Genomic DNA, 16836 nt, shown 5'->3' with positions numbered 1-16836 from the left:
TTGCGCGGTGCGCCGGCGCGCGGCCGATCAGAACCCGAAGTGCCCCTGCACGTAGACCATGCGCGGCGCGCCGACCATGCGGCCCGCGTTGCTGTCGACGTTGCGCGTGTAGTAGCGCTTGTCGAACACGTTGTTCAGGCCCACGGTGATGTCGGCCTTCTTGTACCCGGGGATCCTGTACATGGCCTGCAGGTTCCAGACGCGAAAGCCCGGCACCTTGCCGTTGCTGCCGTCGGCCGATTCCGCTTCCGTGTTCGCCAGATCCGAGTACTGCGAGCTCTGGTGCGTGGTCGACACGTTGAACGTCCACTGGCCGATCTCGTAGCGCGCGCCCAGCGTATCGGTGAAGCGCGAGTAGAACGGCACATCGAGACCCGACGTCGCGCCCGACTTCTGGATCGCGCGCACGTACGTGAAGTTGGCGTACAGGTTCAGACCGCGCAGCGCGCTGTCCTGATCGAACGTGTAGTCGAGGGCGGTCTCGATGCCGTCGTGGTTCGTCGCACCGATATTCTGGAAGGTCGCCGGGCTGCTGCCGGGCACCTGCAGGATCTGGTTGTCGAACTTCATCCTGAACGCGGTGAGTTCCGCCTTCCAGCGCTTGTCAGTCCAGCGCGTGCCGATCTCGTACGTGCGCGCGAGCTCGGGCTCGAGCGGGTTCGAGGCCGACATCGAATTGAGCTGCGTGTTCTGCACCGGGCCGAACGAGGTGCTGTAGTCGGCGAACAGCGTCCAGGCGTCGTTCACGAGATACGACAGGTTGACCGACGGCAGCGCCTTGTTGTTGTCGGTGCGGTACGTTGCATTCGTCGCGTTGTCCACGCGCTGCGAGCTGATCGTCTCGTAGCGCACGCCGGGCGTGAGTCGCCAGTTGCCCCACGCGATGCGATCGTCGATGTAGAACGCGTTCGCGCTGGTGAAGTTGTTGAACGTCTGGATGGCGGAGTTGCGGCCGGTGGCGAGCGTCGTCGTCCAGTTGTTGTCGTCGCCGCGCTCGTGCACGTAGCGGTAGCCCACGGTCACGTCATGCGCGGTGGGGCCGGCGAAGAGGCGCTGCGTGAAGCGGGGCTCGAAGCCGAAGGTCTGATAGTTGCGCGGCTGATGCATGGTCTGCGTGAAGGCCGGATTGACCAGCGTGCTCTGGCGATAGCTCTCGTTGTAGAACGTGCGGACCTCGAACTCCTGCGTCTCGGAGATCGTGTTCAGGTAGCCGAAGTCGAGGCCGGTGCGGTTGCCGCTCCAGTAATCGTCCGGACGCGTGTTCTGGAACGGATCGGCATTGAACTGCGCGACGGTGAGGCCGCCCGGCGTCTTCGACTTCACGTCGTAGTAGGACACCTTGCCGTACACCATCTGCTCGGGCGTGATCTCGTAGCGGAATTTCAGCGCGAGGTCGTTCACGCGCTCGTCGCTGCCGCGGCGCCAGTCGCGCCCGACCATGCCCGAATACAGCAAGGCGAGGCCCAGGCCGTTGTCCATCTGCGTGCCGAGGAACAGACCGTATTGCGTGTTGGCGCCGCCGCCGGCGGTGTAGATGTTCTCGCGCACCGTCGCGTCGGCGGTGAGCCCCGGCGTGTTCGGGATCGAGCGCGTCTTGAAGTTGATCACGCCGCCCACGTTCTGCGGACCATAGCGCACGGCGCCGCCGCTGCGCACCACGTCGATGCTCTCGATGTTGAACAGGCTGACCGGTGCGAACGACAACTGCGGCTGACCGTAAGGCGCCACCGCCATCGGAATGCCGTCGAGCAGGACCGTCGAGCGCGGCGTGAAGCGGCCCGTGAGGCCGCGCACACCGATGTTCAGCGAAATCGCACTCCCGGCCGTGCTCGAGTTGTCGGTGGCCTGCACGCCCGGAATGCGACGCATGACGTCGCCGATGCTCGTGGCACCCGACTCCTCGATCTGCGGCTTCTTCACGACGGTGCGTGCCCCGGGGAAGGTCTTCGCGCTGGTGTCGAGGCCAGTACCGAGCCAGTCGCCGGAGACGTTTACCGCGCCGAGTTCCACTTCGGCCCTGGCTTCGTCGGCGGCGCGCGTCCCTGCGGCAGTCGTCGCCTGCTGGGCGTGGGCTGTGCCGAGCGTCGCCATGAGCAGTGCGACGGCGCACGTCGTGGCGCGCGGCAGACGATGACGTGGCGGGGTGTGGACGGCGACGTGCGAGGTGACGCGTGCGGCCGCGAGTGCGCGGCGACTGTCGGACTTCTTCATCTTGGCTGACCTTCTTGACCTGGGTGATCTGGATGACTTGGGTAATGGCGAGCGTGTGTCGCGCGCGACCCGCCGCCGAGCAGAAAGGACGGCGGCGGACGCTTCGTCATGGGTAATGCGGTGTAATAAAGCGAGCGGATTATAAATGCAAATCACTCTCATTCATTATGTTGAGAATCGATTGTGAGTCGCTATTCCGGTGCCAGACTGCCGAGCCACAAGCCAGTCGCCGGGAAAGCGCGACGTTGGTTGGCAAAGGGAAAGAAAGGCGGCACGAAGCCGGAAGAAGTGCGGTGGCAGGCATGGCGCGATTCCCTTCAACGTTCGGTTGAAGGCGTCGTAGCGTTGCAACGTTCGCCGCATTTCGGCGGCCCACAGCCCCGGAGGGGGCGCCGATTATCCGGTTTTACTTATCAATCGGCCAAAATCGATTGATTGTTCGTGGGCGGAGCGGCCGCAAGAATAGAGGGCATCGACAGAAGAACGCGCCGCCCGGGAAGGCGGCCCACGGAGACAACGCGATGCTGGACGCCTCGACACATCAGGCCCTCGCGCGCGAGCTGCAAGACGCCGAACGCAGCCGCACGCCGGTCATGCAGTTTTCCCGCCGCTACCCCGACATGACGATTGCCGACAGTTACGCGATTGCGCAGGCATGGCTGGCGCTGAAGTACGCGCAGGGCCGTCGCATGATCGGGCACAAGATCGGGCTGACGTCGCGCGCCATGCAGGTCGCCGCGCAGATCACGGAGCCGGATCACGGCACATTGCTCGACGACATGCTGGTGGCCGACGGCGCCACGCTCGACGCCTCGCGCTTCATCGTGCCGCGCCTGGAGGTGGAGCTCGCGTTCATTCTCTCCAAGCCGCTCAAGGGCCCCGGCGTGACCCTCTTCGACGTGCTCGACGCGACCGCGTGGGTCACCCCCGCGCTGGAGTTGATCGACGGTCGCATCGAATTGTTCGATCGCGAGACGAAGGCGCCGCGCAAGGTGTTCGACACGATTGCCGACAATGCGGCGAACGCGGCCGTGGTGCTCGGCGGGCGGCCCGTGAAGCCGGACGCCATCGATCTGCGCTGGACCGGTGCGCTGCTCTATCGCAACGGCGTCATCGAGGAATCCGGGCTGAGCGCTGCCGTGCTGGGGCATCCCGGCAACGGCATCGCGTGGCTTGCCAACAAGCTTGGCGCGTTCGACGAAGGCCTGCAGGCGGGCGAAATCGTGCTGGCCGGATCGTTCACGCGTCCCGTTGCCTGCGCCGCCGGCGATGTGTTCCATGCGGACTACGGTCCGCTCGGCGCCATCGGCGTGCGCTTTATTTGACGGCCTGCGCCGTCCTTGTCTTCGCCGCCGTCACTGTTCCCATCGATTCGCGCGCGCTCACGTCACGCACTGTTCATCGGAGCCGAATTCATGAAAACGCCCCCGAACCTCTTCAAGCAGGCGCTCGCTCGGGGCGAGCGTCAGATCGGCCTGTGGCTCGGCCTCGCCACGCCGTACGCCGCCGAGCTGTGCGCCGGCAGCGGCTTCGACTGGCTGACGATCGACGGCGAGCATGCGCCGAACGATCTGCGCAGCATGCTCGCAACATTGCAGGCCGTGGCGCCTTATGCGACGCATCCCGTCGTGCGCCTGCCGCATGGCGATGCCACGCTCATCAAGCAGGTGCTCGAGATCGGTGCGACCACACTGCTCGTGCCGATGGTCGAATCGGCGGCCATGGCGCGCGAACTCGTGCGCGCCTCGAAGTACCCGCCGCAGGGCACGCGCGGCGTGGGCAGCGGATTGGCGCGCTCGTCGCGATGGAATCGCTACGAGGACTATCTGCACACGGCGAACGACACGACGTGTCTGCTGGTGCAGGTGGAGACGGCCCAAGCGCTCGCGCAGATCGACGACATCGCTGCCGTCGACGGCGTTGACGGCGTGTTCATCGGCCCGGCGGATCTGGCGGCGTCGATGGGCTATCTCGGCCAGGCGACGCATCCGGAAGTGCGCAAAGCGATCGAGGACGGCATCGCCCGCATTCGTCGCGCCGGCAAGGCGGCCGGCATTCTGTGCGTGGACGAGGGGCTCGCGCGCGGCTATCTCGACGCCGGCGTGACGTTCATCGCCGTCGGCGTCGATACGACGTTGCTGGCCAACGCGAGCCGGGCGCTCGCCGCGAAGTTCGCGACCGTCAAAGGCGAGGCCCAGGACGAGTCGCGCGACGGCCCGCGGTGATCGATCCACGCGGTCGTTCTGCTGGTTGCGCTCGCATTCGGACATCCCCATTCATTTCCTCTTCTCCCGAGACAAGGCATGCATTCCCCCAACCTTGAAGTCGCTGGCATATCGGTCTCGCCCGATCATTACATCGACGGCAGACGTGTGGCGTCGGACGACACGTTCGAGTGCGTTTCCCCCATCGACCAGACGCACCTGGGCAATATCGCGAGCGGCAGTGCGGCGCACGTCGAGGCGGCCGTGACGTCGGCCGCGCTGGCGTTTCCCGCGTGGGCGGCGTTGGGCGCGGCGGCGCGTCAGCCGTACCTGCGGCGTTTCGCCGACGCCATCGGCCGCCGTGTCGAGGCGTTCGCCACGCTGGAGAGCCACGACGCCGGCGTGCTGCGCTCGCGCATGGCGCACGGCGTGGTGCCGCGCGCCATGCAGAACATCGCATGGTTCGCCGAGCACGCGCTTGCGTTGCAGGACCGCATGATCGAGACGCCGCAGGCGCGCCACTTCGTGCGTCACGATCCGGCGGGCGTGGTGGCCGTGATCACGCCGTGGAACTCGCCGCTGATGCTCGCCACGTGGAAGATCGGGCCCGCGCTCGCTTCGGGCAATACGGTGGTGCTCAAGGCGCCGGAGTGGGCGCCGCTCACGTCCTCGTTGCTGGCCGACTGCGCGCACGAAGCGGGCCTGCCGCCCGGTGTGTTCAATCTGCTGCAGGGCCCGGGCGCGCAGACCGGGGCGGCGCTCGTGAGCGACGCACGGCTCGCCCGCATCTCGTTTACCGGCTCGGTGGCGACCGCCAAATGGATCGCGAAGACCGCGGCGGCGAATCTGGTGCCGTGCAGCCTGGAGCTCGGCGGCAAGTCGGCATTCATCGTGCTTGCCGACGCCGACCTCGATGCCGCCGCGGCCACCGCCGCTCTGATGTACCGCAACGCGGGGCAGGTGTGCCTGGCGGGCACGCGCCTGCTCGTGCATCGCGATGTCGCCGCCGTCTTCACCGAAAAGCTGCGCGCGGTGGTCGAGCGCCTGGTCGTGGGCGATCCGCGCGACGCCGCCACCGAGGTCGGCCCGATCATCCACTCGCGCCAGCTCGAACGCGTGGAAGGCTTCGTGGCGCGTGCGGTGGCGGGCGGTGCGCGCGTGCTGTGGGGCGGCAAGCGTCACCCGTGCGGCGAACAGTACTTCGCGCCGACGCTGCTCACCGACCTGCGTCAGCACGACGAGATCGTGCAGCAGGAGGTCTTCGGCCCGGTGCTCACGTTGCAGACGTTCGCGAGCGACGACGACGTCGTCGACATGGCCAACGGCACCGACTACGGGCTGGGCGGCGTGTGTTACGGCGAGGAGATGCATGCCATCGACGTCGCCGAGCGCGTGCGCACGGGCTTCATCTGGGTCAACAGCTTCGGCATTCGCGATCTGGTGGCGCCCTTTGGCGGCATCAAGCGCTCGGGCGTCGGCCGCGAGGGCGGAGACTGGAGCTTCGAGTTTTTCTGCGACGTGAAGGATGTCGTCGTACCGAAACAACCGTTCAAGGCGAGCTTCAGCCATCGCTGAGCCGCACTTGCGCCATCAAAACAGGATGTGAGAGGAGAGCAACATGGGACAGATCGTTGGCGCGGCGCTGGTGTCGCATCACCCCGGCCTGATGCAGTGTGAGGAGTTTCGCGTGTTGCAGGGTGCGGGCGCGGATTCGGATTTGATACCTGGCTATGCGCGCGTGCGCGAGCGTATCGAGGCGGTGCGTCCCGATGCGATCGTGATCTTCGATTCGCACTGGTTCACGACGGGCTATCACCTGATCGACGCCGGTCCCCGCTACTCGGGGATGTACGTCTCCGACGAGATGCCGTGGTATCTGCACGGCGTGCCGTACGACTATCGCGGGCATCCGGAGCTGGCGTTCCTGGTCGACGCCGTGGCGCGCGAGCGCGGCGTGCGCGCGCGTGCGGTGCAGCATCCCGATCTGCCGCGTCACTACCCGACGATCAACGTGATCAAGCAGATGCGTCTCGACGCGTGGCCGGTGGTCACGGTGAGTTCGTGCCAGAACTGCGAGACGCAGCACTTTCTGCAATCGGGCGAGGTGATCGGCGAGGCGATCCGGCGCAGCGGCCTGCGCGTGGTGATGCTTGCCTCCGGTGCGCTCAGCCACAAGTTCAACGGCATCGACTGGAAACCCAACCATCCGCGCATCTTTCACGAGAGCAACGTGTCGCGCCCGGAAAACATCGAGAGCGACAAGCGCGCGATCGAGGCGTTCCGCGCGGGTCGTCACGATCGCATCCTGGCCGATTGGGACGAGGACTACCGCAAGCGTCCATGGGAGGCGCACGGCGCGCACTACCTGCAGATGGTCGGCGCGCTGGGCGGTGCGGCCTGCCGCAGCCCGGGCACGGTGTTGTCCGATTACGAGAACGCGCGCGGCACCGGCAACGTGCATATCTGGTTCGACACCGTTTGACGAGGCGACGCCATGGATTTCGAATTTCCACTGCGCGAATTGCCCGCCGTGATGTGTGGCCCGCGCGTCGAACGCCGTCGCATCCTGCTCGGCGGCAGCGCGTTCTGGGGCACGATCGTCGAAGCGGGGCCCGAGCGCGGGCTGCTGCGTCTGGACGATGGCCGCACCGTCGATCCGCAGACGGTGGCGCATCTGCCGCCGGTCGATCCGTCGAAGATCATCGCCGTGCATATCTCCTATCGCTCGCGTAGCATGGAGACGCGCAACAAGCCGAAGCCGACGGATACGCCGACCTATTTCACCAAGCCGTCCACGTCGCTCAACGGTCATGGCGGACAGATCCTCAAGCCCGAGGACTGCCGCTATCTGAACTACGAGGGCGAGTACGCGGTGGTGATCGGACGCACCTGCCGCAATGTGCTGCCGGACGAGGCGTGGGACTACATCGAAGGGTTCTGCCCGGCGCTGGACATGGGGCTGCAGGACTTTCGCGACACGGATCAGGGTTCGATGCTGCGTGTGAAGGGGGCGGACACGCTGTTGCCCATCGGCCCCGGCATCGTGCGCGGCGTGAACCTGTTCGAGCAGACGCTGCGCACCTATCGTAACGGACGCGTCGTGCAGGAAGCGCACATCGGCGACGAGACGATCTGGGGCCCGCACTATGTGATTGCGGATATCGCGCGACATATCACGCTGGCGCCGGGCGACGTGATCCTGATGGGCACGCCCTGCCATTCGCGCTCGGTCGATGCGGGCGACGTCGTGGAGTGCGAGATCACGGGGCTCGGCCGGCTGGCGGGCAGGGTGGTGCGCATCGACGCCCCTCGCGCGGCGGCGCTCGGGGTGGGGCACGCGCCGGGCGACAGTCCCGAAGTGCGTCGCGTGGCGCTGGGTTTCGACGAACGGGTGCCGGAGCGATTCAAGGAAAACTATCGACTCGCGGCGCAACGACAGGAGTGAAGGGATGAAGGTGACGATCATTGGCGCGGGCGCCATCGGTGGATTGCTGGGCACGAGGCTCGCGGCGACGGGTGAGGCGCAGGTAAGCGCGCTTGCACGCGGCGCCACGCTGGCGGCGCTGCGCGAGCGCGGCTGGCGCGTGCGGCAGGGCGAGACGTTGACGGCGGCGCCGGTGGCGGCGGCGCATCCGCTGGAGGCGTCTGCCAGACTGGGCGTGCAGGATCTCGTCGTCGTCGCGGTGAAGGGGCCGGCGCTCTCGCAGGTGGCGGCGTCGGTGACGCCGCTGCTCGGCCCGCAGACGATCGTGTTGCCGGCGATGAACGGCGTGCCGTGGTGGTTCTGCAAGGGCGTGGCGCCCTTCGGCGACGAATCGCTCACGAGCGTGGATCCGGACGGTGCGATCGGCGCCGCCATCCCGCAGGCGAACGTGCTCGGGTGCGTGGTGCATGCGAGCGCGACGACACCGGCGCCGGGGCTCGTCGACCATAGGATGGGACGCGGATTGATCGTGGGCGAGCCGGGCGGCGGCATGAGCGAGCGCGTGCGGCGGCTCGCGGCGTTGCTCGAGCGCGCGGGCTTCGAGGCGAAGGCGTCGGAGAACGTGCGCCTGGACATCTGGTACAAGCTGTGGGGCAACCTGACGATGAACCCGGTGTCGGCGATCACGGGGGCGACGATCGATCGCCTGCTCGGCGATCCGCTCGTGCGCGACTTCTGCTCGTCGGCCATGCGCGAGGCGGCGGCCATTGGCGCGCGCATCGGCTGCGCGATCGACCAGTCGCCGGAAGATCGTCATGAAGTGACGGCGAAGCTGGGGGCGTTCAAGACGTCGATGTTGCAGGATGTCGAAGCGAGCCGTCCCATCGAGCTCGATGCGCTGGTGAGCGTGGTCCGCGAAATCGGCCAGCGCGTATCGGTGCCCACGCCGAACATCGACGCCCTGCTGGGCCTCACCCGTTTGTTCGGGCGGGTGCATGGGTTATATTGACGGCTATTGAAGGTGAGCGAGGTACGCCATGCGACCGTCATTGCTGTTGGAGCGTCATTGTGCCGCTGTGCGCGAGGCGGCACGGCGCCACCGCACGTCCAATCCGCGTGTTTTCGGTTCCGTGCTGCACGGCACGGACCGGGAAGGAAGCGATCTCGATATTCTCGTCGACGCGTTGCCTGGAACCACGCTTTTCGATCTGGGCGGTCTGCAGGACGAGCTGGAGTCGATGTTCGGCATTCACGTCGATGTGCTCACGCCCGAAGACTTGCCGGTCAAGTTCCGCGACCAGGTATTGGCTGAGGCGCGCCCGGTATGAGCGAGACACGTCTTCCTGGCTATCTCGATCACATGCGTCTCGAGGGGCGTTGACCGCCCCTTCCTGCGCATTGCCGGCGATCACCGCACCCCCGTATGCCGGTACACCCGGCTCAGAGCGAGGAGGCCGACCGCGGCGGCGGCCATCATGTAGAAGCTCGGCGCGAGCTTGCTGCCCGTCGCATTGATCAACCACGTCAGAATGAACGGCGCGAAGCCGCCGAAGCACGTCACCGACAGGTTGTACGACAGCGACAGACCCGTCGTGCGCGTCTTCACCGGGAAGATCTCCGACGCGAGCGCCGGCAGCGGCGCGAAGTACATCGTCATCAACACGCCGAGCAACGTTTGCAGCGCAAGCATCACGCCGAAGCTCGGATGCGTCGAGAGCAGCCAGAACATCGGCCAGATCAGCACCAGCAGCGCGGCCGCCGCGATCATCATCGGCTTCGCTCGCCCCACGCGATCCGACCATGCGCCCACGATCGGCGAGAGCAGCATCTGCACGATGCCGGTCGCCACCGTCGCCGCAAACGCCACCGACGCCGGCAATCCCAGTTGCTTGATCGCATAGGTCGGCATGTACAGCACGAGATAGGTCGACACTGTGGCGACAACCACGGCGCCCACGGCCAGCAGCAAACGCATCTTCTGATGCCCGAGCGTGTCGCGCAGCGGGGTCTCGGTCGGCTCGGCCTCCAGGAATTCGGGCGTTTCGCTCACATGACGACGGATGTAATACGCCACCGGGCCGATCAGCAAGCCGAACAGGAACGGCACACGCCAGCCCCAGCTCTGCATCTGCTCGGGCGACAGCGCGCCGGTGAGCACCGCGCCGAAGCCCGCGGCGAGCAGCGTCGTCAGGCCCTGGCTCGCGACCTGGAAGCTCGCGAAGAAGCCGCGCCGCTGCGGTGCATGCTCGGCAAGAAAGGCGGTCGCGCTGCCGAACTCGCCACCGGCCGAGAAGCCCTGGATCATGCGCGCGAGCACAATGCCCATCGGTGCGAGCACGCCGATGGTTTCGTACGTCGGCATGAACGCAATGATCGCCGTGCCCGCCATCATCAGCAGAATCGTCAGCGTGAGCGCTTCGCGACGTCCCCGGCGATCCGCGTAGACGCCGATCACGATGGCGCCCAGCGGTCGCATGAAGAACGACACGCCGAAGGTGCCGAGCGTGAGCAGCAGCGAAGTCGTGTCGTCGTGCGCCGGGAAGAACAGTTTCGCGATCGTGACGGCGAAAAAGCCGTACACCACGAGATCGAACCATTCGAGCGCGTTGCCGATGGACGCCGATATCACCGCGCGCCAGGTATGAGAAGTATCGTCGCGGCCGATGCGGGCATCGGCGGCAGTGGCAGTGGTCATGTTGTCTCCAGTCGTTGTTATGTGTCGTACATGCGTTTGCCGGAGGCATGCGCTCCGTTGATTCCCGCTCGGCGCCACGTGCACGACCGACATGACGTACATGACGCGTGCGCCGAACGTTTCAGGCGAATTGCCGTGGTCGGGCGGCCCATCGCCCATCGCCCATCCACAGCCCATCCACCGCCCACAGGTCGCCGACTCGCGTCAACCCGTCGTCAGCACCTGCGCGATGGCCTGCGCCACGGTGTCGACGTTGCGCGTGTTCAGCCCCGCGACGCACATGCGTCCCGAGCGCAGCACATAGACGCCGTGCGTTTCGCGCAACGCGTCGGCCTGGGCGGCGGACAGTCCGGTGTAAGTAAACATGCCGCGCTGTGCGATGTAGCGCGACAACGCCTCGCCGCTCACGTGCGGGGCGAGGCGCGCATGAATCTGAGCGCGCATCGTGGCGATGCGCGTGCGCATGCCGTCGAGCTCCTCCTCCCAGGCGCGGCGCAAGGCCGGTGTGGTCAACACCTGTGCGACGAGCCGTGCCCCGTGCGTCGGCGGATTGCTGTAGTTCGCGCGCACCGTGCCGGTGAGTTGCCCGAATACGCGCGACGCCTCGTCCGCCGTGGCGCACACGACCGACAATGCGCCGCATCGCTCGCCGTACAGCGAGAAGTTCTTCGAGAAGGAATTGGCAACGACGGTCGGCACACCGGCATCGGTCAATGCGCGCACGGCGAAGGCGTCGGCATCCAGCCCGTCGCCGAACCCCTGGTAGGCCATGTCGACGAAGGCAATGAGACCGCGCTCGCGCAGCACAGGCACCAGCGTTTGCCACTGCGCCTGCGTGAGGTCCACACCTGTCGGATTGTGGCAGCACGCGTGCAGCAGCACGATGCTGTGCCGCGGCAGCGAGGCGAGGGTGCCCAGCATGGCGTCGAAGCGCAGGCCGCCGGTCGCGTCGTCGTAGTACGGATACGCCTGCACCGGGAAGCCCGCGCTCTCGAACACCACGCGATGGTTGTCCCAGCTCGGATCGCTGATCCAGACGGTGCTGTCGGGGAAGTAGCGCTTGAGGAAGTCGGCGCCGACGCGCAACGCACCGCCGCCGCCCAGCGTCTGCAAGGTGGCGATGCGCTGCTCGCGCCGGGCGGCGCACGCCTCGCCGAAGACGAGCGCCTGCACGGCGTCGCGGTAGGCCTGGGTGCCGGCCATCGGCAGATAGGGGCGCGGGCCGATGTCCGCGAGCACGGCCGCTTCGGCCTCGCGCACGGCGCGCATGACCGGCAGACGTCCGTCGTCGTCGAAATAGATGCCGATCGACAGGTTGACCTTGTGCGCGCGGGGATCATGACCGAACGCTTCGTTCAGGCCGAGGATGGGGTCGCCGGGATAGGCGTCGACGTGGGAAAACATATGAGGTCTCGCTCCGTCTCGAACTGGGGAATCGGGAAATCGGGGAATTTTGGAAATCGATTGTGTGCGACGCGCCTTTGCGGAACAATCAATCGATTCTGGTCCATTCGTAAGCGAAACTTGATAATCCCCCCGCCATGCCCCTGACCCGCGTCACGCTGCGCCAGTTCGAAGCCCTGGTCGCCATTGCCGAGTTGCACAGCTTCGCCGAAGCGGGCAAGCGCCTCGGCCTCACCTCGTCGGCCGTCAGCCAGTTGGTGGCGGAGCTCGAGTCGGTGATCGGCTTCCGCATTTTCGATCGCACCACGCGACGGGTAGCGCTCTCCAGCGCGGGGCGCGACTTTCTCGCGTCGGCCGAGTCGGTGCTGCGGCACGTGCAGGCGGCCGAGAAGACCGCCGACGACTTGCGCAATCGCGCGGCCGGGATCGTGCGCGTCGGCGCGCCGCTCGTGCTCGCGAGCATGGCGCTGCCGGCCGCGATTCGCGCGTATGCGGCAACGCGGCCGAAGGTGGTCGTGCGCGTGGTCGACACGCCCGTCGATGCGCTCATCGATCAGGTGGGCAACGGCGATCTCGATCTCGCCATCGGACCGAATCGCGCCACCGGCGCGCATGTGGCGGGAGAGCCGGCCTTCGACAGCCCTTGGGTGCTGTGGTGTACGCCGGACCATCCGTTGGCGCGACGCCGCCGGGTGCGCTGGGAGGATTTGCGCGACACGCCGCTCGTCGCCGCCGGGCGGGATCACGAGCGCAGCGTCGCCCAGATGCGTCTGTCCGCACCGCCCGATGCGCGCATCACGCCCATCGACGTGGTGGACAACGTGACGACGGCGCTCGGCGTGGCGTCGCAAGGTCTGGCCGCGACGCTCACGCCCGGGTACGTGGCGGCACTCGCCCATCCGTTCGGTCTGGTGATGCGACGCGTGGTGTCGCCCGAGACGATTCGTCAGGTATGCGTGTACCGCCCCCTGGCGCGTGCGGCGTCGCCGGCCGCCGAAGGCTTCGCGCAATTCCTGCTGGAATGGTTGCCGCAATGGAACGAACGGATCATGGCGGCGTGATGCACTGAAAGGTCGCGCGAAAGTGCCTATACTGGCCCGGTCCGACTGCGCGCGCCGCTTCCGGCGGCCTTCCCGATCCCCACGGGCATGCGCAGGTATTTCCCCCCTTCTCTTGATGGAGCAATTTCCATGTCGAACAGTCAGTGGATCCGCGTCGAAACCGTGGACGGCGCCTTCGATGCCTATCTGGCGTTGCCACCGGCGGGCAAGACGGCCAATTCACCGGGCGTGGTCCTCGTGCAGGAAATCTTCGGTGTGAATGAGCATATTCGCGGCGTGGCCGATCAATATGCGATGGATGGCTATGTCGTGCTCGCGCCGGACATATTCTGGCGCGCGGCGCCGCGTGTCGAACTCGGCTACTCGGGCGACGACCTGGCGCGTGCCATGGAACTGCGCAAGTCGGTCGACGTCGAGAAGGCCGTGAAGGATATCGAAGCGACGGCCAAGGCGCTGCGTGCGCAGCTCGAAGGCGGTGCGAAGATCGCGGCAGTCGGCTACTGCTTCGGCGGTCTGCTGTCGTATCTGGGCGCGACGCGTGGCCTGGTCGATGCCGCCGTGCCGTACTACGGCGGCGGTATTCACAACTTCCTGGGCGAAGCGGCGAATCTGAATGTGCCGGTGCAGTTTCACTATGGCGCGCTCGACGCCCACATCACGCCGGATATCGTCAGCGCCGTGGGCGAGGCGGTGAAGACGCGCCCGAACACCGAGCTTCATGTGTACCCCGGCGCGGACCACGGCTTCAACTGCTGGTCGCGCGCCTCGTACCACCAGCCCGCAGCGGCGCTCGCGCACGGCCGCACCCTGGCGTTCCTCTCGAAGTGGCTGACGAAGTAATTTACCGGCTCCCGTTGCACGCGGCTATCGTGCTTCGACCAGGGTAGACGGCGAAAGCCCGCTTCGGCGGGCTTCGTCGTCTCCGGCGTGCGGGCAGCCCGGGGGCGTCCGCCAAAAAAGCCCGTCGCCGAAGCGACGGGCAAAGTCCTGTGCGTCGAACCACCACGCACAGCGACAGGAGCCCAGGGCCTCCAGAGCCGCGAAGGGAAGGGGCCGCAGAATCTCGCGGAGCGCCGGCGTCTCGAAGCGCCGGCACGTCGTTATGCGCAGAACGTGCACCGCGCCGCGGCCTCGTGAGGAGGCGGGCGGCGCGGCGGGTTACATTACGAACCGAAGTAGGTCATGCCGGCGCGCTGGGCGGTGCCGACCGAACCCATCGTGACCGGCGCGCTGGCCGAAGCGGGTTGGGCGCTGGGGGCGGCCTTCGGATACACGGCATCGTGTTGCACCACGAGACCGGCGCGTTGGGCTTGAATCAGCTCGTCACGCACCTGGGCGCGGCTCAGCGCGCTGGTTTGCGGTACCCACGAAAATTCGGACGGACCGTCGAATGCGTCGCTGGCGAAAGCCGAACCGGCCGACACGGCCAGCATGGCGGAAACAAGGGCAGAGGCAATAAGCGTGCGCTTCATGGTATTTCTCCTGTCATTTAAAGGGGGCGATGTTCAATTCATCGTCGACAGTTGCAGTCTATTAATGCGCACACCAACGATAAAGACGAGTTCTGGCAAGCAACTCTTGTGTGATTGGAAATAATCGAGCGACGCCCGAGGAGGCTTCGATGCTCTATCTGTGGATCAAGGCTGTGCATCTGATCGCGGTCATCACGTTCATCGCCGGCATGGTGACCATGGCGCTGGGCGGGCGTCTCGCGTTGCCCGAGTGGCGACGTATCGCGCGCCGCGCCGACTACCGGCTCGCGTCGCCGGCGTTGATCGTGGTGTGGGTCACCGGTCCGGTGCTTGCCGTGACGGCCAACTGGTGGAGCGCGCCGTGGCTCATGGCGAAGCTTGTTTTCGTGGTGATCGTCTCCGCGCTGCACGGACGGCTGTCGGGCACACTGCGGCGCATGGAGCGCGATAACGTGGCCAACGCGGCTCAACCGGAGACACAGCCGAATGCGCTCTTCGTACGCGCGCTGCCGATCACGCTGTTATCGATGGCGGTGGTCGTGGTGCTGGTGATCGTCAAGCCGTTCTGAGCCTTTCAGGCGTTTCCAGGCATTTCCAGGCGTTTTCGAGCCTATCGACGCGCAGCGTTGTTTGTTCGCAGCACCGCGGGCCGGGGCGGAGGCCCGGTAAGGGTTTCGGCTTGGAGCGCGCCCTCGCGCGGTGTTACGCTGGCGGCATCGCCAAGAACGAGGCCTGGTGCCGATGCCGATTGCAAGCGCGGTACCCCTGGACTTCCAGGGGCATGACCGTCCCATCGGCGCGTTGGCGAAAGATTATCCGGACGGCCATATCATCCGGCCGCACAGCCACCGGCGCGCGCAGTTGATGTACGCCTGCGCCGGCATTCTCGAAGTGCGGACCGATACATCGTTCTGGGTAATCCCGCCGCAACGCGCGTTGTGGATTCCGGGGGAGATCACGCATGAAGTGCGCATGCGTGGCAAAGTCGAAATGCGCACGATCTACGTCGACGTGGCGCGCTGCGGGTTGCCCGCGGCCGAAACGCCCGATACGCCGGTCGTCATCCGCGTGTCCGCGCTGCTGCGTGAACTGATCCTGCGCGCGATGACGCTGCCGGTGGACTGGTCCCCCGACGGCAAGGACGCGCTCATCATGGCCCTGCTGCTCGAAGAGATCGAATGGACGAGCGACTCGCCACTCCATCTGCAGGTGCCGCGCGACGCGCGTCTGCGCAAGATATTCGACACCTATCTGAGTACGCCCGCCGATGCCCGCAACCTGCAGGACTGGGCGGTGGAGGTTGGCGCGTCGAGCCGTACGCTCGAGCGTCGCTTCATGACGGAGTTCGGTTTGCCGTTTCGCGAGTGGCGTCAGCAGATGCGACTGCTCGGGGCGCTGTCGCTGCTGAGCACCGGGCGCGCCATCACGCAGGTGGCGCTCGAAGTCGGCTACGACACGCCGAGCGCATTTTCCACCATGTTTCGCCGCTTCATGGGCGTGACGCCAAGCGAATACCTGTTGCGCGCCCGGGGCCCGGATTGAGCCAGTGCATGGCGTCCCACATGTCGTCGTAGACGGTGACGCCCTCGTCGTACAGCGGCGAGCGCTGACGTTTCGAACCGATGCCCACGAAGTCGATGCCGAGCTGGCGAGCCACCTTCAGGTCCCACATCCCGTCGCCGATCGAGACGATGGCGCGCGGCTTCGCGATGCCATAGCCGGCCTGTGCGCGTTTGATCGCCTCGGCAACGAGCTGCTCGCGAGAACTGTATTCGGAAGCCGTAATGAGCATGGCGTCGGTGTAGTCGATGGCCACGCAGCGCAGCTTGCGATGGCTCACCTGCCGGATGCCGCCCGTGGCGAATACGACTCCCCAGCGCGAGCGGTGCGCCGCTTCGACGAAGGCGCGCGCGCCGGGAATTTCGGCGAGCCCGTGGGCATTGAGCAGGGCGGTGAAGCGCTCGTCGATCTCGTGCTCGAAACGCGCCAGATCGTGCGGCTGCGGCAGCGCCCGGCCGTGCTCCGCGTGGGCGTGGATCAGGATGCCGGTGTCCGTGTGATGCGGATAACTGCCCCAGTCGGTGTTTAGGTCTTCGAATTCCAGCGACTGCATGGCGCCGAGCAACGCGCGCTGGTGGATACGCACCGAATCGGTCAGGGTGCCGTCGACGTCGAGGACCAGAATGCTGTCTTTTTCGAAACTCGCCTGCATGGCTGATAGTGAACTTGTGTCGGGGCGGAGCGCGGGATCTGGCTGCCGAAATGTGGGAGTGTACGAATTTGCGGCGTCGAAAAAAACTTGTCGAGTGACATACGCTACGCCGGACGCGACAGAAATGGCTGTAGGTTTCGAGAGGTTGACGCG

General features: G+C 66.3%; 16 protein-coding genes. 11 read left to right on the top strand and 5 right to left on the bottom strand.

Annotated elements, in window-relative coordinates:
* Positions 1 to 27 precede the first annotated feature (27 nt).
* On the bottom strand, positions 28 to 2211 hold the full coding sequence (locus tag RO07_RS23880) for a TonB-dependent receptor family protein (protein ID WP_039406395.1): 2184 nt from the start codon (positions 2209 to 2211) through the stop codon (positions 28 to 30).
* Positions 2212 to 2732: 521 nt separating this feature from the next.
* Between RO07_RS23880 and hpaH the strand changes: the two genes are divergently transcribed.
* The 7 genes from hpaH to RO07_RS23845 all read left to right on the top strand — a co-directional run bounded on the left by hpaH (position 2733) and on the right by RO07_RS23845 (position 9167).
* Positions 2733 to 3536 (top strand): 2-oxo-hept-4-ene-1,7-dioate hydratase, encoded by an 804-nt coding sequence (gene hpaH, locus RO07_RS23875; protein WP_039406393.1) that lies wholly within the window; start codon positions 2733 to 2735, stop codon positions 3534 to 3536.
* Between the two features lie 90 nt (positions 3537 to 3626).
* On the top strand, positions 3627 to 4436 hold the full coding sequence (gene hpaI / locus RO07_RS23870) for a 4-hydroxy-2-oxoheptanedioate aldolase (protein ID WP_039406392.1): 810 nt from the start codon (positions 3627 to 3629) through the stop codon (positions 4434 to 4436).
* Positions 4437 to 4514: 78 nt separating this feature from the next.
* Positions 4515 to 5990: an aldehyde dehydrogenase family protein gene (locus tag RO07_RS23865; RefSeq protein ID WP_039406391.1), complete on the top strand. Its 1476-nt coding sequence runs from the start codon at positions 4515 to 4517 to the stop codon at positions 5988 to 5990.
* Between the two features lie 43 nt (positions 5991 to 6033).
* Positions 6034 to 6897 (top strand): DODA-type extradiol aromatic ring-opening family dioxygenase, encoded by an 864-nt coding sequence (locus RO07_RS23860; protein ID WP_039406389.1) that lies wholly within the window; start codon positions 6034 to 6036, stop codon positions 6895 to 6897.
* Between the two features lie 12 nt (positions 6898 to 6909).
* Entirely contained in the window at positions 6910 to 7860 is a 951-nt protein-coding gene (locus RO07_RS23855) for a fumarylacetoacetate hydrolase family protein (protein ID WP_039406387.1), read from the top strand.
* Positions 7861 to 7864: 4 nt separating this feature from the next.
* Positions 7865 to 8848 (top strand): 2-dehydropantoate 2-reductase, encoded by a 984-nt coding sequence (locus tag RO07_RS23850; RefSeq protein WP_039406385.1) that lies wholly within the window; start codon positions 7865 to 7867, stop codon positions 8846 to 8848.
* A gap of 28 nt (positions 8849 to 8876) precedes the next feature.
* The gene (locus RO07_RS23845) at positions 8877 to 9167 is read left to right on the top strand and encodes a nucleotidyltransferase family protein (protein ID WP_039406384.1); all 291 of its coding nucleotides are present in this window, start codon (positions 8877 to 8879) and stop codon (positions 9165 to 9167) included.
* An 80-nt stretch (positions 9168 to 9247) separates the two neighbouring features.
* Here the strand turns inward: RO07_RS23845 and RO07_RS23840 are convergent, their stop codons facing one another.
* Both RO07_RS23840 and RO07_RS23835 read right to left on the bottom strand, forming a co-directional pair.
* Positions 9248 to 10534 (bottom strand): MFS transporter, encoded by a 1287-nt coding sequence (locus RO07_RS23840; RefSeq protein ID WP_052266849.1) that lies wholly within the window; start codon positions 10532 to 10534, stop codon positions 9248 to 9250.
* A 204-nt stretch (positions 10535 to 10738) separates the two neighbouring features.
* A complete protein-coding gene (locus RO07_RS23835; RefSeq protein WP_039406382.1) occupies positions 10739 to 11938 on the bottom strand; it encodes an amino acid aminotransferase in 1200 nt (399 codons plus the stop codon).
* A 137-nt stretch (positions 11939 to 12075) separates the two neighbouring features.
* Between RO07_RS23835 and RO07_RS23830 the strand changes: the two genes are divergently transcribed.
* Both RO07_RS23830 and RO07_RS23825 read left to right on the top strand, forming a co-directional pair.
* On the top strand, positions 12076 to 12999 hold the full coding sequence (locus RO07_RS23830) for a LysR family transcriptional regulator (RefSeq protein WP_039406379.1): 924 nt from the start codon (positions 12076 to 12078) through the stop codon (positions 12997 to 12999).
* A 129-nt stretch (positions 13000 to 13128) separates the two neighbouring features.
* Entirely contained in the window at positions 13129 to 13839 is a 711-nt protein-coding gene (locus RO07_RS23825; protein WP_039406376.1) for a dienelactone hydrolase family protein, read from the top strand.
* 323 nt (positions 13840 to 14162) lie between these two features.
* On the opposite strand, the gene RO07_RS23820 is transcribed toward RO07_RS23825, so the two are convergent.
* A complete protein-coding gene (locus RO07_RS23820) occupies positions 14163 to 14471 on the bottom strand; it encodes a DUF4148 domain-containing protein (protein ID WP_039406374.1) in 309 nt (102 codons plus the stop codon).
* Between the two features lie 149 nt (positions 14472 to 14620).
* Here RO07_RS23820 and RO07_RS23815 point away from each other — a divergent pair, with 149 nt between their 5' ends.
* Positions 14621 to 15040, top strand: a complete 420-nt coding sequence (locus RO07_RS23815; protein WP_039406372.1) for a CopD family protein — start codon at positions 14621 to 14623, stop codon at positions 15038 to 15040.
* Positions 15041 to 15212: 172 nt separating this feature from the next.
* On the top strand, positions 15213 to 16013 hold the full coding sequence (locus tag RO07_RS23810) for an AraC family transcriptional regulator (RefSeq protein ID WP_237171334.1): 801 nt from the start codon (positions 15213 to 15215) through the stop codon (positions 16011 to 16013).
* On the opposite strand, the gene RO07_RS23805 is transcribed toward RO07_RS23810, so the two are convergent.
* Positions 15961 to 16683 carry an HAD family hydrolase gene (locus tag RO07_RS23805; RefSeq protein ID WP_039406370.1) on the bottom strand — a complete coding sequence of 241 codons (723 nt, stop codon included), beginning with the start codon at positions 16681 to 16683 and terminating at the stop codon, positions 15961 to 15963. The two genes, RO07_RS23810 and RO07_RS23805, sit on opposite strands and share 53 nt — an antisense overlap.
* Positions 16684 to 16836 lie beyond the last annotated feature (153 nt).

Origin of the sequence: Pandoraea pulmonicola (assembly GCF_000815105.2) — a bacterium.
Lineage (GTDB): Bacteria > Pseudomonadota > Gammaproteobacteria > Burkholderiales > Burkholderiaceae > Pandoraea > Pandoraea pulmonicola.
Note: the sequence above shows the minus strand (reverse complement) of the source record. Positions and strands in the feature narration are given on the sequence as shown.